Raw genomic sequence first — 24,218 nt, 5'->3', positions numbered from 1 at the left:
ATTATGTTGAGAGGTTATTATAAGACCGTTGTATTTTATTGTATAGATATAATATTATGTCCAATATTTTTTTTATAGAGTCCTGGGCTCAATACATAAGAACCAACACTACTTCTAATCTTAATAGTTGGTTTTATTGAAATAGTGCAAGTTTTGTTGAATGGTAACTGTTTTAATCGACAATTACCTATTCTGATTTCTTCGATCTTGCAAAACCCTTTATTATTACCGCTTGAAATTTTCCATTGTTTTGATTTTAAATCTACAGTTTTATTAGTGACCTTAATCTCTAAAATTGCAGTTTGTGAACCGCTACCATTGCATCCTCGTATCACCTTTAATATTTTAATAGTTGTATCTGTACGATTTAAATGTAAGTACATCGTTAAAATTTCTTCTTCAAAATACTTTTCGATTATATTAATTAGACACTTCATTAAATCAATTAAAGTTATCATTTGTTTATTCGTAAGATGCTCATCAATTTCCATTTTATAAGTGTGGGATATAGTATTACGTAAATCTATCACTAATGACAAATAACCTTTTATGTTATCAAATATTGAATTACTCAAACTATCTTGGACAGGTGTGATTCCTGATTCTTTCAAAATTTTTATCAATGAGGATAAGTCATCGGATGAATTAATCCTATCTACTATTAGCTCTTTATTAAACCCTATTACTAAAAGTAAATCTTCAAACTCTTTCCAATTTAAATTGTTAGATTGACATAGTATATCTTTTTTAACCTTTGTATTTCTTAAATCCTTCAAAAAAATAGACGATAGATAAACTTTTCCAAAACTTTTTTTTAGGTATCTTTTAATAAAATCTTCTGTATGCAAAATATGTTCATAATCGATGTAGGTATCGTAAACTTTTTTTTTTGCATATGTTTCCCAAATTGTATAAAAAGAAAGTACAAAGTTTTTATTGATTATTTTTTCTATCTCGTCGTCAGGATATCGATTTTTTAATTCAAGAGATTTTTTTAAATTTTGATAAGCGTCGTAAGCGAATTCTTTACTCATTGTCATTGATTTCCTTAAGTAAAAAATTATAAAAAAGGCTTACTCTATTTTCTATATTTTTTAATGAAGTATATTTACCGTTGAAGTCAGCTTTATTCAATTTAATAAATTCATTTTTAGCTGCGACAGAGTCGATTTCTTTGAGATTATCTAAATTGATTTCCTCATCTAACAATTTTGATATAGACAACATGACAGTATCATATATCATCTTTTCAAACTTACCATTTTTTGTTTTTTTAAATGCTTTATCGCCATAAATATCATAGACTGCATTGATAAGTGATTCGAAGTAGTCGAAGGAAGCGTCAGTTTCATCGTCTGTAAATTCCTTAGCTTTAATAGCGAAGCTATCCAATGTATTTTTTATACCACGTCTATAATTACAGTTGATTGCTGCCTTGAAAGCAAAGAATCGTAAAATTAATTCTCTGTCTTCCATTCGAATTAATTCATCATCTGAATTATTTATCATTTTTCGAAAAGGGGACAGCTCTGAAAGTTTGTTTATGATGCTGTTAAATTCAGATGGGTAAATAGCATTTCTAATCTCATGAGGTGATAATTCCATGCCACCAGTGTTAAGTCTTTCGAAAACAAACTGCTTTAATTCTAATTCACGATCGGGACTTTTATTTGTTTCCTTTAAAATAATAATGGCGGATAAATATCTTCTTCTAATTAGGTTAGCTAATTCTTCAGGTAAGTCGCCAAATTTAAATCCATTTATTTCTGACCATAAGTCTAAACCATCAAGTTCAAACTCATTATTAAAGAAACTAATGATAGTTGATATTCTTTGAAGACCATCCATGACTTCATATTTATTAAAGTCTGTTTCATATAAAAAAATTGGAGGAATAGGGACGTTCACTAGCAAGCTCTCAATTAATTTGGATTTTCTTTTTTGATCCCATACCCTTTTTCTTTGATAATCTGGTTTTAAATTATAGTTAGAAAAAATTGTCTGGAGATTTTGAAGCGGATATCTAGCCTGATCGATCAATAAATTGTACTCACCTTGCATGGCCTTATCAACTAGATGTTCTCTACTTTGATTTAATTCGGGACTAGTATGAATATTATTAAAAACTTTAAAAATATTATTTAACATAATAATCTCCCATATTTGATTATTTATTACATCGCTAAAATGAAATAAGGTTTTTTTATAGAAAATAAAAAATAGTATTCCTTTTTTTCATTATAACTTATGTATGGATATATCATAAATAAAGATGTAGCTAGAGTAAGTCACTCCAGCTACATCTCTATTTTAGGTGCAAAAAACAATGTAAAGATACGTTAGCAAGAAACTAAAAAATCAGTATGAATTAGACGTTCCGTAAGTACGACCTTTATAATCACCGTGAACGTTTACACGTAGGAAAGTTTCTTCGAATGTTAATCCTACTCCATTTACAGCTAATCCGTAACTAACTATGCCTTCTTGAAAAGCAGTACGCTTTTTACTATTTGAGGTATCGACTCCTGAAGACTTATCGTAAATACTATAAGCAAAACCATCGAAATTTCTTTTTATATAGTGATGAGTTATTCTTGCAGTGACTTTTTTTCCATCATAAGTGAAATTTGCTCCAATGCTTGCCGTTGCAACTTTTGTTCCGAAAAAACTATATAAGGTTCTCTCGTTGTGAGCGTATTTAGTTTTAGCTGAAGCTGCGTATGCTGATTTACCTAAAAAAGTTTCTTTTAGTGAATTAAAGAATGATAACCGATTCTCTGTTGTGTTTTGTTCTAATGTTTCTTCTTCTAGTAAAGTTGCTGGACGATCATCTCCTTCTTGGAATTCGTCTAGAATGATTCCTTGATTAGAAAATATAATCTTGCTATTTTCGTCTAATGGATAAGTATGTGTATCAGTCTCAACTAGAAGCGAATTACTATCATCATTATCTTCTTTTTCAATTTTTTCTTGAATTTCATTAGTATGAGAATCCATATAAGTTTCTAATTGTTCTTCCTTATTTTTAGATTTTTTAAGTACGCTAACTAAGTTTTCTTCAAACTGTTTTTGTTTTATTTCTTCAGCGGGACTTAAGTTAATTTGAATTGTCTCATTTTCTGTGGCAAAAGTTTGTACAGGCGGGACGGTTAAAATTCCTATAGTAGATAAAGAAAAGAGTATTTTTTTAGTTTTTAGCATGTTATAAGATTCTCCTTTTCAACTTTGAAGATTATATAAAAATTACCAACTTTTATTATACATAAAAAATGTAATAAAATGAATTAATTTCATTTTATCTTTTTATCTTTTGGGATATAAAGGTGGAAGGGGGAGATGAAATATTATGAATGATAGAGTGGATGGTCGATTGTTGGGAATTCTTGATTTAGCAGACTCGAAGGACACGAAGCTTAGCCTGCAATCGATAGCAAAGTTGATGAAAGATGGCTATACATTAGAAGATTTCATAGAGTGGGATGAGGAACTGGTAGGAGGGATACGGGCGAACGTGAAGGAGAAACTTCACGGCCTATTTCTTGATGCGAAAGAAGAAGATCTCTCAATCATGGAAGAGAAGAAGTCCCTCTACAGACTCGTCTTGGTAGATGGAGGTGTGAGTGAGAACATCGTAAGAAATCTATTGCATCCCTCGGGAATAAGATACGAACATCTAACGACGATTGATTATGAAACATTCAGAAGGCTGACAGGTGGTGGTGAGCGTAAAGCCATCTTCATCAAACTAATGAAGGTATTCGAGAACGATGGTGGTGTCAGGGATGAGTCCTACGATACTGGCATCATACAGACGAGAAAGTTAGGGAAACGATTAGTGAATCAAATCGAAAAAGATTTGACCAGCGTATACGACGAAATGCCAGACCAATCCATACCAGGAGACTGGGTGGAAAAAACGGGATTGCAAGAACACGAGGTCTCTGCGGGATTAGAACGTCTAGCGCAAAACGGGCTAGTCCATCTTAGAGAAGAACGAGTGAGCAAGCGAACTAGATACCTAGAAGAAGCCCTATCATCTGTACCAGAAACAAGCAAAAGTATCATGGAACAGCGTCTGACAGGAATGACTCTCCAAGAAATAGGAGACATCAACAATGTGACACGTGAAAGAATCAGACAAATTCTAGAAAAGGTCGTCTCTGGCATCCCTCTGACACATATCATAGAAGCTAGACGGATGAGATATCTATTTGAGAGTTACGAACTTGATCCTGTCTTCTTCGAGACTGTATTAGGCGAACGAAAAGAAACATATCATTTCCTTTCTGAAAAGTGTTCGAAAGGTACTTCGTCCAAAAGAAACATATATCCTTTCTTACAATCAGAGCAGAGACAGCGGATGCTCGTCAGTGAAGGGCTTTACGAGGATGTTTTGGGAAATGCCTCACCGCTCTCGAAGATGGGGCTTGTCGAGAAGTATTTTTTTCTAGAAGGACGTGAAGTTAAGCATGTCACTGAGCATCATCGTCGATATCTATCTTTTTTAGAAGAAGAACTTAGAAACCAGAAGGCAGTAATTAGACACTACATGATTTCGGAAAGGGCATTTGAAGGGATAGCTGACAGGATAGAAAGTTGTTTGCAATCCTCGAAAAGAAGAGTCCGATATTTTGATGTTAAGCCTATTCTCGAGGAGGAGAACACATTCCGAGAGTTGTTTCGACTGGATCCCGGTATCTATAACATGCGTATTATTTATGAACGCCATGCTCACTATTTCCTCGCTCTCGATATCCGAGACTACTTCGAACTTCATAACATCGTGAAAGACAACCTCCACATAGAGACGGTTCAGACTAGACGTATGCCGGAGTTCAGTGTCGGTGTAACGAGCAAACTAGATTGGTTAATAGGTCTCATCGATGAATGGGGACCAATATCCCTCGATGCATTCGTATCGATGTTAGAGGGAAGATTCGGTCTTCTTGCCTCTTCGTCGAGAAGTTTGATACAGATGGAGTTGTCAGTCTATCTAACTCCACGTAACGAACTTGTACATGATATTACCGAGTTGAGTACGGAGGAAGAATCATTCATCAAGACCGTTCTGGTCGACGATATCTATACGGTGCCAGATTTAATCAATCGACATTCCGACGTAAAGAATTTCCGTCAACTATATCTGAATAACCGAAATCTTGGCATGATCGGCTATGATTTACGAGGTGGATTCGTGATACGGAAAGGTTTTGGGAATGCTGAAAGGTACTTCCGTCACTTTTTGTTGACGAAGGATTATTTCCAGATCGATGACTCTTCAGCAGTACAAAATACACAATCATTCTGGAAGGTTCTTGTCAATCTTCAGCAGAATCTTGATTTGTTCCGAGTGGACGACGAGACGTACATGAACATTTCGGCCCTTGAACGTGCGGGAGTCAGTAAAAAAGAGATGTTAGATTTTCGGGAAAAAGTTTTTGAACACTTTTCTGACGGCCGGTTCTTCTCCGTCAAGAACATACAAGAAGAATTGAATCATGCCATCCTAGATTTCGGGTTCGATGATATTTTCTATGAGAGTATCTGTCGGTACGACAAACGAATACGTTTCGTTCAGTTCGCGACATCCATCGTGATGTATTGTTCGAAAGAAAAAAAGAGACAGGTGGACTTCATCGAATGCGTCGTCCATGACGGAATGGATATCAATGTCCTACAATCAGACATCCGTAGAATGTACGGTATCGATATCGCATTGTCAAAATTAATTGAAAAAATAAGAGTCTCTGATATGTACTATGTTCAAGAGCTGGAGCGAGTGTTCTCAAATAGGCAAAGTTTCTTGGACATGGTATATGGACCAGAGGATTAAACGTCTGTAGTTCCTGTCGATGGTTTCAGATTGATTAAGAAGGATGATTATTAAATGAAAGATCAAGAATTATCACGTATAGAAAAAAAACGGATGTCGGATGGAAGACTCCTCTGTCTTGTAGACCTTTCAGTCGAGAAAGACCAGAATCTTAATTTCCGTTCGATGTTGAAGATGATGGAATCAGGCGTCACGCTCGAGGCCATCAATCGTAGAAAGAGCCCCGAAGAAATATGGCCAAACCTTGTAACGAAAGAAAAGGTGAAATTTCTGCTGGATAACATGACTCAACAAGAGGTAGACTCCCTGGCTCACATGACATCGCTGTATCATCTAGTGCTGGTCAAGGGAGGTGTGAGCGAATACATCGTGAATACAATCTTGATTCCGTCGCGAATACGACTCGAGGATCTTGAGGGAATGACCTATGAGGACTTCAAGAGCCGGACAGGAGGAGTCGAGAGACTTTCAGTATACAAAAAGGTCATGTCTGCCTACCTGTCTTACATCAAACAAAACGGAAGACTTCGTATTAATGTGAATAGCAGGTCGTCACTGGATGAAAGCTTTATTAAACCTCTAAGAAGTTCCAACGATAGGAACCAAGAGGCATCATCAATAAAGCAATTGGATGGAAGATTGTTATATCTAGTTGATTTAGCAATCGAGAAGGGACATGATGTCAGTTTCCGCTCGATGTCGAGGATGATGAAATCAGGCATCCTTTTCGAGGAGATAAATCGCAAAACGACCCGGAATGAAATCTGGCCGAATTCAATCGTCAAAAAATCAGTGAAGGCACTTCTCGCTGACCTGAGCCAGGAAGAAATTGCTTCTTTGGGCGATATGACATCGCTGTATCATCTCGTACTAATTGAAGGAGGAGTGACCGAGTATGTAGTCAATACAATCTTGATTCCCTCGCGGATACGCTTCACAGATTTAGAAGGGATGACCTATGAAGTCTTCAAAAGACGGACGGGAAGAGCGGAGAGATTATCCATCTATAAGAAGCTCATGTCCGCCTACGAATCCTATATCAGACACCATGGAAGACCGAACATCGATGAAGGCGTCGACACATCGTCAGAAGAAAATCCTATGAATTCCGCACATCAGACAGATGTGTGGATGGACGAAAGAGTCTTATGCCTTGCTGATTTAGCAATCGAGAAGGGGCGCGACGTCAGCTTCCGTCAGCTAGCGAAGATGATGGAGTCGGGCGTCACGCTCGAAATTATCAAACGTAGGAAGATACAAGGAGAAATATGGCCGAATCAAACCATCAGAAAGTCGATTAAGACTCTCCTGGCTGATTTGAATCCACAAGAGATTGATTCTTTGAATGGCATGACATCGCTATACCACCTCGTCCTTGCAGAAGAAGGGATGAGTGAGTATATCGTTAAAAATATCCTAATCCCGTCACGGATACGCTTCACGGACCTCGACGGAATGGCTTATGAGACATTCAAGGAACTGACTGGAGGGGTAGAGCGGTCGTCGGTATATGAAAGAGTCATGTCCGCCTATGAATCATATGTAGGACGTAAGGGAAGAATGCGTGGCAGTGCAGTGAGGGTATCTTCAGAACACAATAGTACATCGAATCGTGTTCACGAGATCGATTCAGAAAATGGCAAGATTCCTTTAGTAGGACGTGTGAAAAAGACCAGTGATGGACCAAAGCTAAAAAAAATTGTCCGTCGATTGATTTCTGTATACGACCGCGTAGAGGATGTATCTTCGTTCCGTTCCTGGTCCATGGTATCAGGATTGATTGGAAGAGAAACATCAGAAGGTATACGTCGCCTTGAAAAATTGAAGTTCGTAAGCATTTCGAACCTTGATGTGAAGAAAAAATTCAGGTCTCTCGACGAGTTCCTGGAAACTTTGGAGGAGGGACAGGGAAAACTCTTCCTGAAGAAACGTCTGAGTGGGATGAGCACTGCCGACATCGCGAAAGAACAAGGGGTATCCCATCAGAGGATTAGCCAAGTGTTGGGGAAGGTCTTAGAGATGGTTCCGGTCACGCACATCAAGGAAGCACGTCGGACCATCGATATATTCCGAGAATATGCTGTCGACCACGAATTCTTCACGGAGGTACTCCTAGAGAAGAAAGAGACGTTTTATCTGCTAAAACTTAAATGTAATAAAGAACGAATCAGGGATGGCGTCAAGAAGAGTAAGTTGGACTGTCTGAATCAACTACTTCCGGATCAACGCATCAGATTTCTTCATGCCGAGTCGCTCTTCGAGGATGAGAACGGTGACGTAGTGAAGATGACCAAGCGGAATCTCATGAAGAAGTATTTTTTCATGCATGGACGAGATGCTGATTCCACCAAGAACCATCATGTACGATATTCAGAATTCCTCGACGAAGAACTTCATGGTAAGAAGAGTGTCATCGAAGAGTATGGAATCGCCTTACATAATTTCGAAAGTACCATCGCAGAATCGTCGTATTGCATTCACTCTTATGACCAAAAGGTCCGATATTTCGAGGTCGATCGAATCGTCGAGGAGAAAGCAAATCTTGAAAAGCTCTTCATGCTGCCTGAAGGAATCTACAGTACGAGCTTCGTCTATGAAACGAATGAATCCTATTTCAGGTCGTTAGACATAAAGGACCATCACGAACTGCATAACGTATTGAAACGTATGCTAGACCTTGATTTCATTAAAATCAGACGCATCCCAGAGTTCGCGATAGGCGTCGAGGATAAAATCAAATGGTTCACCGGATTGATCAAGAAGCTATCCCCCATCACTCTGGACGCCTTCATCGATCATCTAGAGCAGAATTTTGGGTTACATGGACCATCCACGCGGACTCGCGTGCTTACTGATTTGCCGGAATACGTCACGCCTGAACGAAAACTAATCCATGTGTCTGCTATACCAGCGACGATTCATAAGAATTTCCTTAAAAGAATCCTCGTCGACGACATCTATATCGCTCAGGATTTGATTGATGGATTTCCCGTCCTCAAATCTTCAGGAAATCTATATCTGAACAAAAAAATGTTGAAAAGCGTTGGTTATGTGTTGAGTGGCGGATTTATCGTCCGAGAAGAGATAGGGAGTGGTGAATGCTATTACCGAAATCTTCTCATGGGAAATCAGTACTTTGTGCTGGATGAATCTCCGTTACTGAAGACACGGTCGTTCCGGAAGACAATATCGGAACTCCAGTCAGGACTCGACCTCCTACAGATAGGGAGAAATCACTACATGAACATCTCCGTACTCGAGAAGATAGGCATCGCAAAATCAGATCTCATCGATTTCCAGAAGATCGTCTCTAGAAGTTTTTCCGACGAGAGATACTTCACCGTCAAGAACATCCACGAACGAGTCCCGCATAAAATCCTTGAACTGGGCTTCGATGACATCTTCTACGAACGACTTTGTCGAGCGCATGAAGGGATACGTTATATCCCATCGGCGACGGGCGACATCTTCTATCGAGGTGAACATGTCAGGAATCTCACCGACTTCGTCCGAGACTGTATCATTGACGGCATGTCCGTGGACGAACTCCTATCGTTCGTCACACAGGAGTTCGGAATCTCGCTCGATCCGAACAAGACCATCGAGAAGATACGGATGACTGGTGCTCACTACGTCCCGGAGACAAGACGAATCCATTTCGACAAGAGAGACTTCTTCGAACAGTTATACGCAGGCGTAGAGATAAAATAAAGCCTTTCTTAATCAGAGGTTGCCCGTGCCTTCGCCAACGCGCCCGGCCATGAGCCGAACCGCTTCGTCAATGCGAGGAGCCGCGGTGCGCCATTCTCGATCGCCCAGCGGTCGTATTCGACGGAGTTCAGCGCACCTTCGCGCGCAGAGAGGGCAGTCCTCAAGAAATCAAGGCATTCGTCATCCGTGAAACGGCTGTGTGGGGTCAGGCCATGGTGCCTCAAGGCTTCCGCCCAACTGCCATGCTTGTTCACGATGGTCGCTCGGCTCGGCATCTCGGGATGCTCCTTACGTATCCGGTTATAGTCGGAAGTCGAGAGATACTTCCCATGGAGATGACGGCAGATGGTGAGACTCTCCTGTATCGTCCATTTCTCCCTCGGCATCCGAAGATGATTGAGGCGCCATATGGCATGTGAATCAAGCTCATCGAGAGAGATGATTCCTGCATGGGCAAGGAGTTGCGTCCACGAACCGAAGACGTCGATGACATCCTTGAGTGGCGGATATGAATCGCGACGAGCCAACTTGTCATACATCGCGGCGTTGATGGTCCTTTTCCTATCCTGTTGAAGATGAAGGACCAGCTCGATGAGTTCCTTTTGTGAATATTTGACTTCCATTTGAATCGACTCCTCCGTGACGGATGATACGCCACGTTATGATGTATATGAAGTAGGGCCGGACGATTAATCCGGTCCTTTTCTGATGACCTACCTCAATACTATAAATCATTCAGGACCCGAACTGTCGAAAAATTGGAAATCGAACCTTCTCGAAAACCCTAAAACCCTAATTTAATCCTTAGGGTTTTAGGGTGTTGAAAATTCGTTTTCCCTCCGGTATACTATGGTCATGAAGTGGAAATCATATCTGCAGGAGAAGGAGTGGAATCGATGAGACAGGTGTTTCAGCTCAAGGACAAGCCGCATGGATTTGATCGAGGTAAGCAATTCCTCGACGAAGGATTCGTTTGTATCGGATGGCCGGGGATCGGGAATCTCGAGAATGCTGACAAGAAGGACATACGACGGGAACTCGAACGGGAATACCGGTACGAAGGACAGAGACTCGGGGCCTATACAGGTGTGGTAAACATGTTCGTCAACGTCGTGGAGCCTGGCGACATCATCCTCGTCCCGGATGGCTCCATCGTTCATGTCGGAATCGCCGGACCTTATCAGTACCTTGAAGAGTATGACGACCAGAAGATTGGGATGTGTCATCGTCGCCGCGTCGAATGGAAAGCGACGGTCGCGAAGGCTAGCATGCAGCAGAAAATCGTAGACTTCGTCAAGAATCGTGGGACGATGACGAAGTTCTCCGGAACGTTGGATGAGACCGGGCTGCTGGAGTTGATCGAGGAGGATGGGAACAACCCTTTCACCGTCATCGAAGGAAGCATCGAGACATACAAGTCCAAGGGGCTGTTCGACGAGGATATAGTAAGTGCCGCGAAAAACGTTCTGATCGAAGCGTTGAATTCCGATGACCTCGATTTACGCATGAAGGCCGCGGTCGAGGTGCTGCGGCTCTCGAAGGACTGAATGAAGCAATCGGTGACACGACTCTAATGAATCAGGAAGCGGAGGAGCGAACATGCTGAAGACGATTGACGGAGAATTGATAACGCACGTGGCCTACGAAACACAGTTCAAGAAGCGGATGGAGAGCATCGACCAGCAGGATTATCAAGTCATCATCGAGGAGCTGAACCGGGTCATCGACCGTGGTGACGTCCACACCTCGAGTTGGATCCCGGGTAGCGATTGGAGAGGGACATTGTATGAACCGATTTGGATCGCCTGCCGTAAGAACAACGTTGAGGCCGCGAAGTTTTACGGGCAGATACTATATAAGGTCATGATGGACCGTCCAGAGGAATGGTACTTCGGGAAATATCCACATGCTAGAGGAAAGACCTACTTCAAGATGGAGCATGGAATTGATTGACGATATCGAGCATATATTCGAAGTAGATAACCGAAATGGAAAGGACTGGACTTCATGGAGGACATGGTTGATCGTCTGAAAAGGATGGAAGATGGCGATTTGGTAAGATTGTACGGTGCATGGTATGAAGAGATGAAGACGAGAGGGATCGTCCGCACGCGGAACATCGTAGGTGAGGTCGGAGAATATTATGCAGTAGAGACGTATCGTGACAATCCATCGTTCCCGGACCTCGAAATCTCTCGTATCAGCATGAAGCACTTCGATGCGACGAGCCAGGATGGTCGGAGATATAGCGTGAAGACGGTCACGAGTACGTCGACCGGTGTGTTCTATGGACTCAATGCACCTGGGGAGGAAAAGGAAGAGGAACAGCTCTTCGACCATCTGATACTCGTGAGGCTGAACAAGGATTATACGTTGGCCGGAGTATACGAAATGGATTGGACCACCTTCTTGGAACTGAAGAGTTGGCACTCTCGGATGGGGGCTTGGAAGATGGCGGTCAATAAGCATGTACTGTCATGTTGTGTCCGGGTCGACGGTCCAGATGGTCGTATCAATCTAAAATAAAATTAAGACATGTTATACGATTAAAAAATCAGCGATCCTGCGAGAAGACACGGGATCGCTTTTTGACGTTCATCCTAATCTTTACTGAAAAGGTTCATACATCGAATTCTCGAATCATAAGAATAGAATCATCCAATTGTTTCTAATATTGCCCATGTAAATCAAGAAAAAATCGTTTTATTCATCTGATTAGGATAAAATTGTATGTAGAGATATACCCAGTACCCGTTCCTACGAAGTTGATTATGTGATTGGGCGTAAGGGCAGCAATATTGTAGGAGGAGAAATCAATATGATTGATATGAATAAAGTTCTAGGAATCATCGGTAGTTCGAAAAACGTATATGACCTACTGGTGAACTCTTATATAAGACCGTCACATCCATATAAATTAAGGGGTACAGTCAATCGAAGTGCGCCACTCTACACGACAGAGTTGTACACGAGGATACTCGAGGAAGGACTTGTTCCATCTGTAGATGATTACAGTAGGACCTTTTCAGAAAAGTACTTCCCGAGGAAGGACAAAGACTCTGCAAGAATCCAGGCTAACATTGCTTATAAGTCGCTCTTGACCGAGATACATTTTTACTTCCTGCTCCGGGAATCAGGACAATTCGATGAGGTGAAGATGAGTTTCGACCACGATATTCTGGTTAAGAGCGACGTACTTATAACGAAGAACGGGGTGTCGATAGGCTTACAATTGTTCTCGGGAGATGAGACCTATGTGAATACCAAGATAGTTACGATTGGCCGATTCAATGCCGGCACTACTTTGGCATATCCTCTCCATGCTCTTCCGTTGAAAGGTCGATGTATCTATCAAGATGCGGGAGGATTTCCACTTTCGCTTTATGGACAAGAAGATATAAACGAAGTGATGGGTCTATTCAGTTATGAACAGGATGAACCTGACCAGAGGTTACGGCCTGAATTGGATGTAGATCGGTTCGTGATGCTGACTCCACCCGAACAGGTATTGACTCCAGTTGCGACCTCGGAGACGACAATGGCGTCACATTCTATCGTATTCGGTGGAAAAGTGAATGCTTCAGAACTTGATAAGATTCGCAGGAGTGGAGTGATCGTCCATCACATACCAGTCGATGTTCCCGGAATCACGCCATTCCAAATCGTCGATGGATGTAAGACGAGCCTCGAGGGCAAGGAGGACTACCTCAAGATGTACGGACATCAATCTAAGGGATTCAACTACAATCAGTATATCGTGGAGCATGCCAGTCATACTGAACACATCGCCATCAATGCCGGGGCAGGGAGTGGTAAAACCACCACTCTCATCGCCCGTATCATGTATCTCCTTGACATGGGGGTGATTGATAGTCTTGATCAGATTGCTATGATCACCTTCACGAACGAGGCTGCCAATAACATGGAAGAAGCACTAGCTAAGCGGCTCGTCGAAAGGCTCAAATTGACTGGCGATCCGAAGTACATGAAACACATCAATGACTTGCGACGGATGGATATCCTGACCATACCTTCATTCGCGAAGAAAATTCTGACGTCCTTCGGTCAACATCTCGGATTGGGAGGAGGTTTTCGAGTCTCTCAGATGACGATGGAGCGTAGAAGGATGGTCAAAAGAACGTTAGACGAAGTACTTCAAGAAAAATCGATAGTGAACCCCTTCGAGGGTATGTGGTACTACGAGGTGAGGGAATTCCTAGAAAACGTATGGGACAAGTTCGAACAAAAGGGTGTGGTCTCCGAGGATTTCTCTGTCGTATCTATGAATCCTGATGAGTCAGATTTCACGAAATCAGTGATTGACATCCTGATGAGGGCGGACAAAGAACTCTACCAGTTAAAGTTGGAGAATGACGTGATAGGACTTTCTGATTTGACTAGATTCATGAAAAAAATCTATGAATCAGAAGCGCCGCTCGAGGAATTGTCTGATAGATATCGTTACTTGTTTGTCGACGAATTCCAGGATACGGACGTATCGCAGATTCAATCAATCGTAAGCATCATCGCAGCGACCGACATACGGCTCGTCGCCGTAGGAGATGTAAAGCAAGGCATCTATCGGTTTAGGGGAGCGGACTCCTCTGCCTTCACGGTCCTCGATGAAACGATGAGCCTCAAAAAATTAGGACGGTGTGTCACTTATCGACTAAATGAGAACTTCAGGTCCAGCCGTCTGCTCGTGAAACAAATGGAACGTCATTTTTCTGTCTGGCGGAAAAGTCCCTCCCAACTACTTCCACCTGGAGAGGACAGAATGGTTTCGAACAAGGAGACGTGGCTGACAGGAAACACCATGTTCTTAAAATCAAAGGATATCGACGTAGAAGAAATCAAACTTAGATTGAACGAAATCACTCGAGGCGATAAGGAAAAGGGAGGCAAGGTCCTCGCTATTCTAGTCCGTAGGAACAGAGAGGCTAGAGATATTGGAGAAATGATTCGGAAAGATGGAGACATCAAGAATCTTGAGGTACGGATGGACGGGACGTTGTTCGAATCATACGCGGCTCGTGATTTGATGATTCTCATCAACTCTTGGATTTATCCTGAGCAGCGAGATGCACTCTTTTCCCTTTCGACCACCGCATTCTCCGGTCTCTCTTCCTCTCCAACTTTCAAAAAAAGGCTTATTCAGGGAGGTATCTATATCTCTTCTCCTTCCACGGAATTATCCATTCATGAATCATGGACCGAATCACTTGAAAGGTTGAAATACAGCCCGTTACTTTCTGTGCTCGACTCGTTCATTGACAAGTCGAATTACAAAACACATCTACGAGAAGCCGGTCTGTCAGTTGCAGACACGCTACAATACGAGCTGAACCTCCATAAAATCATGATGCTCATTCACGAAGCATTCGCTGATGGACCTCTTGATTTACTTACACTTCATAAATGGCTAGAGATGCAAGTCGCGACGAATAGAGATTCTGATGAAGCGGAGTTAGACGATAACAGTTTTGATGGCAATCTCGTCCGTGTCCTGACTGTGCATAGGGCGAAAGGTCTTCAGTTCGATACCGTCATGATTCCTTTTACGAAGAATCCTATTGTGCGTTCAGGTGATGGGGACATCAAGGACACAATCGTATATGTATCTCCTTCGGGCAAAATCGATTTTGCTTGGAAATATAAAAGGTATGCAGATGACCGAGTTGTACTCGACTATGAGACCCTAGGGTACGAAAATCTGAAAAGAGAAGAGGACCTTGAGCAAATTCGCGAGGAGACCCGTCTTCTATATGTCGCTATGACAAGAGCCGAGGAACGATTGTTCATTTATGGAATCGATGACAAAAATCCATGGAGGTCACTTCCTAATACTTGGCGAGACTTACTCAATATGGCGGGGAGGACATGACATGCCGTACAAGATAATCACTTATGAAACAGCAGATCAATTGATGCATCCAGATTCTGAGTTTTCGCCTTATCGTGATGCGATACACATAACCGCGACTAATTCTTTGAAACACGGTATCGTGAACAATAATGATGATTTTCGTAAATGGATAGGGGACGAAGTATATTCTTTCTCTGAATTGTCTCAGACGATCGGCGATGGTTGGTTCGCTCCATCGACGGAGCTCCACCAGTATACGATTCTCTCACAAGTACTCCATCAGTTCTCGGACGAAAAAAAAGTGAGGCACCATCCGATGCATGGGGCCATAGACAAGGACCAAGAGACCGTCCTGTCTACTATCCGCTTCCTTCGAGAGAGTGGAATCACATCCCAAGATCTATCCGCACTCGCCACTGCCTCTGACGAAGAGCAGACGTTTTATTATGCCGTCCAGGAGATGGAACGACTAGAGGTGTTCCAGAAGTTCGATGATTGGATTGATGGATTTTCGGATACGACTCTCGACATGTTCGAGGGTGCTTTAGTAGAACTGATAGACAAGGGGAAGGAAAGTAGAGGCGATAATGAGAGACAATCGGAAGCGAAACAGATTGTGAAACGTCTGTTCAGGAATAGGGAAGTAATCGTCCTTCATGGTTTCTACTTCCTGATGCCCATACAGAAAATGATTTTTGATCGATTGAGCGAGTGGATTGAAGTCGTACATGTCGTGAACTATATAGAAGGTTATGAGAGAGGCTTCGAACCCGTAGAGAAATTCTTAAACATGAAGAGCACGACGCATGTCAAAGCGCTCCGTCATAGCTATCCAATCAATATTCATGCGAAGAATTTTTTAGGCGTCTTGAATGGTATGTTTGATGATGAGGTCGAAGGAGACATCTATCGCTTCACCAATCTATATCAATTCAGAAAATATATCGCTGACGAGGATCATGTCCTCGTATCCCCGAGGGCTGGTACATTGAAGGGATACATGGAAGATCCAGATAGTCCTCGGGAACTTCAACTCTCACGATATCCGTTCGGTAGTTTCTTGCTGGATATACACCGCCTGAACGTAGGGAGGTATGATGTCGTAGAAGGGGAGTACAAGAATACTGATGGAGTGACGGCTGACTTACTTCAACGGATTTTTAGTTCTGGCTTCTTACTAGTGAAAGGAAAATCCTCCAAAATCTATTTGAATGCGCTCCGAAGAATTTCACCATTGATTGAAAAAAATGCGTCATTCGAGCAATGGTATGAAGCATTAGGACAAATCAAGCAGCAGCGAAAAGTACTGACGATGGAGTTCGGTATCCCTCACTTTGAGAGAAGGCAGAAGAATGAACGAAATCTGAGAGATCATCATATGTATAACCATCCCTTCGAGTCCATCGGACACCTTTCAGTACAGGATGAGGAAATCGATGGCATCATCGAAGGGATGAAGGCGATAGAAACTTTGTATCAGAAACTATTCAATAGTAATGAAGGGAAAATGAAAGAGGTAGGGAAGGTAGATATCGAATCGTATGTCGAATTACTCGATGGTCATATCCAATCAGAGATACTACCTCATATTATGCAAGAGGCGGACAAGAAAATCGTCGAATCGGTACGTGAAGCATTAAACGACCTCAAAGATAGTCCGATAGACATCGTGCAACGTGAAGACCTTCTAAAAGGATTGAACTTCTTCCTTGGAGGGACTCCACATGAAGACGAATATGCTGCAGAAATGCGAGATGGGCATCGGGCCTCGACTAATTCAGTGGTCAGCCCGATGTTGAACAGTGATGGGCTACAATTCGATATAAACCGCAACATCCATTTTTGTTTGATGGATCAAAAAGCCTTTCCTTATACACAGTCACTTAACCTCTGGCCCTTGAAGAAAGAAAACTGTGACGAGCTTTTCAGAAATAATGTAAATCTCCGGCAACTGAAGATGAAAAAAGAACTTGAGTTCGAAATCGCATGCTATCTTTTCTACATCATGATGTGTCATGCCGTGCATATCAAATTCTCGTTCATCCAGGAGGTGGGACAAGAAAAAGGTCTATCTCCTTCGTATTATCTCGAGCTCATGGGATTGAAGACGAGTCGTCCAACCGAAATCGAAGGCGAGGATTCTTTATCGAGTGATGAAGATGAAGGATATGCTATCAAGAAAATTGACTATCATGAAAGGGTCTTTCACATCATGCAACATGAGACCTATCTTAGATGTAAGAGACGAGCATTATACAGTTTTCTCTTGAACGACAGACCAGTCTTCGAATCGGGTTTTCATGGAGGCTTCACCTTCGAAAATCTGCTTCATTTTGGAAAGGAAGGATCACGAGGAGCATCGGAGCCTAGATTTAATTTAGTATCCCGAGCTTTCCCACATTTGACGGACATGGAAAAACAAATGAGTAGGGACCATCATGATGCTTACTGGTTATCAGCGAGAAAACCTTATAGACCAGGATTCGTAATGTTAGATAGCATAAGATACCGGGATAGACAGCAAAATCTTACTGTATTCGGAAGTAAAAACAATAAGGACAAAAAAACATACCAAGCAGAAGACTTCGATAATGTCCATGTGAAACCTAGCCCTGGTGAACACTGCAAATATTGTCCTTATCAAATGATTTGTCGAGATGCACACGTCAACACCAGGTGAAATTTTTTAACAACCTAGAAGGTATAGAGAAGGTAAAATACATCAAAAGAAGAGACATCAAATAGAAGAAGGTGAAGATGGTATGTCCATGCGGATGATAGAGATGTCGCATAACCCCTACGATAGGATTACGAAAATCAACTATATGAGACGAGACCTGATGAAGGATTCCAAACTCTCGAGATTTCAGTCTAAACCATTCGACGAATGGTACGGAGAAGTGATTGATTATCTAATCGATGAATTGAACGAGGAGACGTTAGTTATAAGTTTTCTTGGAAAAAAGAGTGACTATGATTTTCTGAAAATCGTCAGTAACCGTTATCCAGGTGTGACCCTCATCCAAGAAGAAATGTTAGATCGAAAGAATGAGGGCGAGTTGATTCGTAATTTCCTCAATCGACTTGAAGATGGGCCGATTGAGTCATTACAGGTCGATGAAAATGGGTTTGCCTATGAAGGGATGACTAACTCGGGCCGGAATACATTGGTCATAACACACCTCGATGAAGAGAAGACACAGGCGTTCAAGTCATTATTCGATGTCGCTACCACCATGAAGAGCGACGTTCAAAGTGTGACTCCAATGGAGGGGGAAATTGAAGGGGATTACGTCCGTTTTAATCATATTTGTTCCATCGATGTACTCGAGACATGGAACATGGGAACGGAAATTCCTCGTAAGGTGATTTACTTTACTGATGAGGAAACTATCGATGAGATGTTCAAAGTCATTGCTAGTAAAATCAATATCCAATCGGAACGGATGACTAGTAATTTGGAACGCATTGTTCTACCTCATGTTAAGACGGTTCGTTCGGTAGGAAAAGAAGAGAGAGCAGAAATCAAGGTGAACATCGATGATGATGAGACATCGAAAGTGATCAAAAATAAGAAGGACGGCTTGTTTTCAAGGTTTGCGACCAATATGAGTGATTATCTGAAATCTGACAGTAGTGATGAGAAGGTCGACATAAAAGGACTTAATTCGAATAAAGAGGACGAAACTCAAACTGTCTACGACGAAGTACTCGATAAACTTACCGTATTTGATGTATTGAAAAAGTATGCTTCTGTAAAGTCGAACATCCAATTTTCGGACACGTTTAAGTCCTTAGTAGGAAAAATTGAGAATGCGCGAAGCGACATCGAAGAAATGATCGATAACATCGAGAATACACCAATCTTCTCCAAAGAGGACGACTTCAAGAAATCGCAGAAAGAAGCCGTATGCGCCCGGACCATTGAAGAACATCTGAAGGGAATGTTGGACGTCAATCAACGAGTGAACTCCCGAGAAATTTTTGGATTGAAGAAGATGTCGGTATTGCAAAGATACGAGAAAAGTCTGGGAGATGTAATGGGATTATTAGAAAAGACCAGCGAACAAAGAATATTCGAGTTGATGAAATGCACGGATCTTGAGATGCAGAACCTACAGCTCGATTTCCTTACGGACATCGAGTACAAAATTGCATTATTATTCCAAGAAAGATTCCATGAACCAATAAAAAAATATATACGACTCGTGAACTCAGAGCATGATATTGAACAACTTAATTCATCGGACTTGACTTGGCGTTCTCTGTTCGAGGTACCTGAAATCTTAATCGAAAAACGCAAGACGAATGACAGTGATGTAAGAGCCACATTACTTATGAAACCTGCACTCGATGTAGATAGCTGGAACTTGTTTGCATTTTGGAGTCTCCCTTTCGAGAACGTTATCGTCTATGAAGGTCCTATGAAATCGATTAAGGAAGAGTCGTTCGAATCCTATCAAGAGGCGGTCAAACGAAATGTACTTGAGACTTACGGTCAAGCCATCAACTTGGTAGAGTCACTAGAAGATGACTTCGAAAGATACTTGATAAGTGAACTACGTAAGGCGGAAGACGCCTTGCGGTTACTAGAATCTGATTCGAGCTCCTTTGAAACGCGGCAGCAATCAGATGGTAGAGATCTGACGAAACTAAAGATGCAGCTCAAGTGGCTCGAAGAGATGGAGGATGAACTGTCTTCTATCATCGGACTGAGCCCGAAGTTTTCACGAAAAGGAGGAGATAGGACATGAAGGATTTGGTCGCACTGAATGATTCGGCAGAAAACCTATTGGCGATTTCGAATGATGTGATGGACAAGAACTATCTCCACCGCCTCACAGAATTCGATTTGGTCTCGACCACTGACGAGTCTCTCGAAGACGCCATGCAGCGGATACGTCTCGTCCGTATCGATAAAATCGTCTACGAGAAGGAAGAGCGCATCCTGGAGAAGCTAATCAATATCTTCAATGCGGTCGGTACCACGAAAGGGAACATCTGCCTAATGATCCATAGCGATGGCCATGAGGTCGAATTCTATATCGGGACGAAGACCGAAGACTTCTCCGCCTCCTCCGTCAAGGACGGATTGCTCAAGAGCATGAAGGGGAACCTCCCCGGTACGAGGACTACTCAAGTACGTAACTCTGAATATCATGAGATGACGCGCAGAATCTTTGATGTGGAGAATTCGAGTAGCTTGACGGTCTCGTGCGTAACGGGCGTTCCCTCTCTGAAGGACTTACGGAACGAACATGACGTAAGAGGACTGGAACGACTCATCAATGCGATGCATGGCGAGGAGTTCAGTGCCATCTTCCTCGCGCAAGCCATCTCATCCTGGCAGATACTCAAGATGCGCCAAGGCTTCGAGGAGATGCATACCGCGATATCCGGATTACGGAAGGCTACGTACTCGAGTGGTCGGAACGAGAGCCAAGGACTGAGCGAAGGTACGAGTAAGGGGATGACGGATGCCTTCAACGTCAGCTTGGCGAAGACCCAAGCACATACCTCGAGTCAGACTTTAGGCGGAGGGGGTACTATAGGGGTGGAAGCATCTGCCGGGGTAGAGATTGCAGGTGTGGGAGTGGGTGGCAGCGTGTCTGGAAGTGTCAATGTAAATTATTCGGTCGCTGGCAGCAACACGGAGGGAACGAGTGAGACGGAAGGATTCTCTAAATCGGAGAGCACTAGTCAATCCAGCAACCAGACTACAACAAGTGGGAAGACGATGAGCATCCAGTACGAGGTTGGAAACAAGCAGGTCGATGAAGTCCTGAAGAAGGCTGACAAGCATCTCGATCGTCTGAACGTCGCCTCCGACATCGGACTATGGAACTTCGCAGCCTATTTCGTGACGAAGGACGAACAGACGGCTAGGATTGTCGCGGCGAACTATCAGTCGCTCGTTAGAGGCGAGGATTCCTCTATAGAAGGATCGGCGATTTCCGTCTGGCCGTCGAACCACCCGGATGCAAGCAACATCATGGGGTCGCTCGAGAGACTAGAGCACCCCCTGTTTAAGAGCCCGGATGTCCATCAGCTCAATCTCTCGAGTGGAGCGCTCATCAATACGAAGGAGCTAGCGTTGGCACTCACCTTGCCACGGAAATCGACGCCTGGCCTCCCGGTCATCGAGATGGCTGAGTTCGGTCGGAACGTATCCTATCTCAACAAGAAGGATTTCGGGAGGAGCATCGACATCGGGCACGTCTATCATATGGGTGACGTCTATGAGACCAGGTTAGCCCTCGACGTCGAGAGCCTTTCCATGCATACCTTCATTACGGGATCTACAGGATCCGGTAAGTCGAATACCGTCTATGGATTGCTCGAGAACTTGAAGGAGAATGATGTGACATATTTGGTCATCGAACCAGCGAAAGGTGAGTACAAGCATGTCTTCGGTGACCGGGATGACGTGAATGTGTTCGGTACGAATCAAGCTAATACACCTCTCCTTCGTCTGAATCCATTCTATTTCCCTGAGACGGTACACGTGTTCGAACACATCGACCGACTCGTGGAAATCTTCACCGCCTGTTGGCCGATGTACGACGCGATGCCAGCCATCCTTCGTGAATCGATTGAACGCATCTATGTGGAGAGTGGATGGAACCTCGAACATTCAATCTGTTTTGATAGGACGCCGACCTTCCCCACCGTCACGGACCTCGTCGAGGCTCTACCGAAGGTCATCGAACGATCACGCTATTCGATCGAGGTGAAGGGGAACTATACCGGAGCGCTCGTCACGCGCGTGAACTCACTTGCGCTCGGACAGTTGGGCAAGATATTGGTTTCGGACGAGGTATCGTCAGAAAAGTTGTTCGATGAGAACTGCATCATCGACTTGAGCATGGTCGGTTCCGGCGAGTCCAAATCACTCTTGATGGGACTACTCTTCATACGACTACAAGAGCATCGACTACAGCAGTCAAACGTCTTAGGGAATCGATTGCGCCACGTCACGGTACTCGAGGAGGCACACCATCTACTGAGACGAACATCCGTCGAACAGTCAGCCGAAGGGAGTAACGTACAAGGCAAGTCCGTGGAGATGATATCGAACGGCATCGCCGAGATGCGTTCGCTCGGCGAAGGATTCATCCTCGTCGATCAATCCCCGAGCCTCCTCGATCCATCAGCGATTCGTAATACCAACACCAAAATCATCATGAGATTGCCTGAGTCGACAGATCGTCAGCTCGTAGGCTCCTCGATAGGGCTTGATGAATACCAGACGTCAGAAATATCGAAACTAGAGACGGGCGTCGCCGTCGTCTATCAGAACGATTGGCTCGAACCGATACTAGGTAAGATTTCAGAGCACGCAATCAAATCCGGGTTCTCCTATGCATATGACAAACGTATGAACCTATCCCAGAGACGTGAACGCGTGACAAGATTCCTTGAAAATCTCCTAGCGAAGAGTCCCGACCGTCAGTCCTTGCTCGAAGACGTCAATCGTGAGATGAACGTACGATCAGGTCTGAAGGAACGATTGATTTCGAAATTACGTATGAATCCGGATGGAAGACTGTTCGAGGATATGGAAGAAGCGTTCGTAGGAGAGGTAATCGCGACGTTCGTACCCCTCGAGGAAATCATGACGTATTCCATGGGGGCAGACACGTTCGAACAATTCGACGAGAGGTTCCAGCGAAGCCTGTCCTTCTATGTCAAAGGAGAACAGACCAAGTCCTTGATACAGCAGCCGCTCCTCCTACATTATTGCACCTTGCACGAGGAGCACGTCTCCTTCTATGAAGAATGGTTCTCGTACCTAGAAAGAAAGGACGGGTGAGAAGATGCGATTGAACGAAATCCGATTCGACGAACTGGATTCCTATAGAGAAAAGTCAGGGTTAGAGGGGAAGCCGGACCTTCCGAGGACGACGTTATCGGAGAGCGTATATAAGGATTACGATGCGTCGTACATCAAATGTCGGAACGAATCCTTGGCGGGTAAGCTCCATGAAGTCAGTGGTGTACCGTTCGTGAGCAGGAGCGTCGAGATGAACGATGGCAGCAAGCGAGAGGGAGTGTTCCCAAGCTTCGAGAGTCATTTCGACGCAAAGCTCGACGAGAGTAGATATCTGTCGAGTGACGCGAGGCAGTTCAAGGAGGCGAACGGACAATTGGCGGAAAAAATCCGGACGACTCCCGAACTGAGTGGACGATTCACGGAAGAGCAGAAGCAACAGATTGCCGCAGGAGATACCCCTGAAGGCATGGTCTGGCATCATGCAGAGCAGCCGGGAGTGTTGCAACTCGTAGACCGTACGATACATGAACAGACTGCCCATACCGGTGGACGCTCCATCTGGGGTGGCGGTAAGTTCTATAGATGATAGGAGGTGACATGATGGAATGGATTTTAAGTAAACCATTGGAATCAGAGGCGAACATCCGTGATTATGAGCAAAAGTATGGGATAGAGCTTCCCTCACGTCTGATTGCCTTGATACGCGAGCACAACGGAGGTCGTCCGCGGCCCAACGTGTTCGACACGAGGGTAACGAAGGAACGAGTGGCCAAATCGCTACTTTCCTTCAATCCTTCGTCCATCGACAACATATGGGACACGACCGCGAACATGCGTCAGAGGCTACCGCATGACTATTATCCCTTCATGATAGATCAGTTCGGTAACTATATCTGTCTATACTATGATCCGCTACTCGATGTACCGGCCGTCGTGTTCTGGGACGAGGAGGCACAGACCGAGGAAGAAATCACGAGTTCCTTCGATGAGTATCTGGACGTCTTCTACGAGCCAGTCATCTAGGCGACGGCCCA

Annotated in this window: 15 protein-coding genes; 11 read left to right on the top strand and 4 right to left on the bottom strand. The window is 43.5% G+C overall.

From position 1 onward, the window contains the following. Positions 1 to 35: 35 nt before the first annotated feature. The 3 genes from KNQ09_RS15855 to KNQ09_RS15845 form a co-directional block, all read right to left on the bottom strand. Entirely contained in the window at positions 36 to 1,034 is a 999-nt protein-coding gene (locus KNQ09_RS15855) for a hypothetical protein (protein ID WP_214858994.1), read from the bottom strand. Further along, positions 1,027 to 2,148: a DUF262 domain-containing protein gene (locus tag KNQ09_RS15850; RefSeq protein ID WP_214858993.1), complete on the bottom strand. Its 1,122-nt coding sequence runs from the start codon at positions 2,146 to 2,148 to the stop codon at positions 1,027 to 1,029. Before KNQ09_RS15850 ends, KNQ09_RS15855 begins: the two co-directional genes overlap by 8 nt. A gap of 210 nt (positions 2,149 to 2,358) precedes the next feature. Next, entirely contained in the window at positions 2,359 to 3,201 is an 843-nt protein-coding gene (locus tag KNQ09_RS15845) for a hypothetical protein (protein ID WP_214858992.1), read from the bottom strand. Between the two features lie 145 nt (positions 3,202 to 3,346). On the opposite strand from KNQ09_RS15845, the gene KNQ09_RS15840 reads away from it, so the two are divergent. After that, positions 3,347 to 5,833 carry a sigma factor-like helix-turn-helix DNA-binding protein gene (locus tag KNQ09_RS15840; protein WP_214858991.1) on the top strand — a complete coding sequence of 829 codons (2,487 nt, stop codon included), beginning with the start codon at positions 3,347 to 3,349 and terminating at the stop codon, positions 5,831 to 5,833. Positions 5,834 to 5,887: 54 nt separating this feature from the next. After that, positions 5,888 to 9,544: a sigma-70 region 4 domain-containing protein gene (locus KNQ09_RS15835; RefSeq protein WP_214858990.1), complete on the top strand. Its 3,657-nt coding sequence runs from the start codon at positions 5,888 to 5,890 to the stop codon at positions 9,542 to 9,544. 8 nt (positions 9,545 to 9,552) lie between these two features. Here the strand turns inward: KNQ09_RS15835 and KNQ09_RS15830 are convergent, their stop codons facing one another. Next, positions 9,553 to 10,167, bottom strand: a complete 615-nt coding sequence (locus KNQ09_RS15830; RefSeq protein ID WP_214858989.1) for a hypothetical protein — start codon at positions 10,165 to 10,167, stop codon at positions 9,553 to 9,555. A gap of 273 nt (positions 10,168 to 10,440) precedes the next feature. Here KNQ09_RS15830 and KNQ09_RS15825 point away from each other — a divergent pair, with 273 nt between their 5' ends. From KNQ09_RS15825 to KNQ09_RS15785, 9 genes are all read left to right on the top strand, one after another. Continuing rightward, a complete protein-coding gene (locus KNQ09_RS15825) occupies positions 10,441 to 11,091 on the top strand; it encodes a hypothetical protein (protein WP_214858988.1) in 651 nt (216 codons plus the stop codon). 52 nt (positions 11,092 to 11,143) lie between these two features. Continuing rightward, complete coding sequence (locus tag KNQ09_RS15820) at positions 11,144 to 11,497, top strand: hypothetical protein (RefSeq protein ID WP_214858987.1); 354 nt, start codon at positions 11,144 to 11,146, stop codon at positions 11,495 to 11,497. Positions 11,498 to 11,551: 54 nt separating this feature from the next. Further along, the gene (locus KNQ09_RS15815; protein ID WP_214858986.1) at positions 11,552 to 12,070 is read left to right on the top strand and encodes a DUF6998 domain-containing protein; all 519 of its coding nucleotides are present in this window, start codon (positions 11,552 to 11,554) and stop codon (positions 12,068 to 12,070) included. A gap of 292 nt (positions 12,071 to 12,362) precedes the next feature. After that, positions 12,363 to 15,428: a UvrD-helicase domain-containing protein gene (locus KNQ09_RS15810; protein ID WP_214858985.1), complete on the top strand. Its 3,066-nt coding sequence runs from the start codon at positions 12,363 to 12,365 to the stop codon at positions 15,426 to 15,428. A 1-nt stretch (position 15,429) separates the two neighbouring features. Continuing rightward, positions 15,430 to 18,090 carry a hypothetical protein gene (locus KNQ09_RS15805; RefSeq protein ID WP_214858984.1) on the top strand — a complete coding sequence of 887 codons (2,661 nt, stop codon included), beginning with the start codon at positions 15,430 to 15,432 and terminating at the stop codon, positions 18,088 to 18,090. 220 nt (positions 18,091 to 18,310) lie between these two features. Beyond that, a complete protein-coding gene (locus KNQ09_RS15800) occupies positions 18,311 to 20,164 on the top strand; it encodes a hypothetical protein (protein ID WP_214858983.1) in 1,854 nt (617 codons plus the stop codon). Then, positions 20,161 to 23,223 (top strand): ATP-binding protein, encoded by a 3,063-nt coding sequence (locus KNQ09_RS15795; protein ID WP_214858982.1) that lies wholly within the window; start codon positions 20,161 to 20,163, stop codon positions 23,221 to 23,223. Before KNQ09_RS15800 ends, KNQ09_RS15795 begins: the two co-directional genes overlap by 4 nt. A 4-nt stretch (positions 23,224 to 23,227) precedes the next feature. After that, a complete protein-coding gene (locus KNQ09_RS15790; protein WP_214858981.1) occupies positions 23,228 to 23,770 on the top strand; it encodes an HNH endonuclease in 543 nt (180 codons plus the stop codon). Between the two features lie 14 nt (positions 23,771 to 23,784). After that, complete coding sequence (locus KNQ09_RS15785) at positions 23,785 to 24,207, top strand: SMI1/KNR4 family protein (protein ID WP_214858980.1); 423 nt, start codon at positions 23,785 to 23,787, stop codon at positions 24,205 to 24,207. The last annotated feature ends 11 nt before the right edge of the window (positions 24,208 to 24,218 follow it).

This window comes from Exiguobacterium sp. s191 (genome assembly GCF_018618955.1).
GTDB lineage: Bacteria > Bacillota > Bacilli > Exiguobacteriales > Exiguobacteriaceae > Exiguobacterium_A > Exiguobacterium_A abrahamii.
The sequence above is the reverse complement of the archived record's forward strand: the minus strand, read 5'-3'. Positions and strand labels throughout refer to the sequence as shown.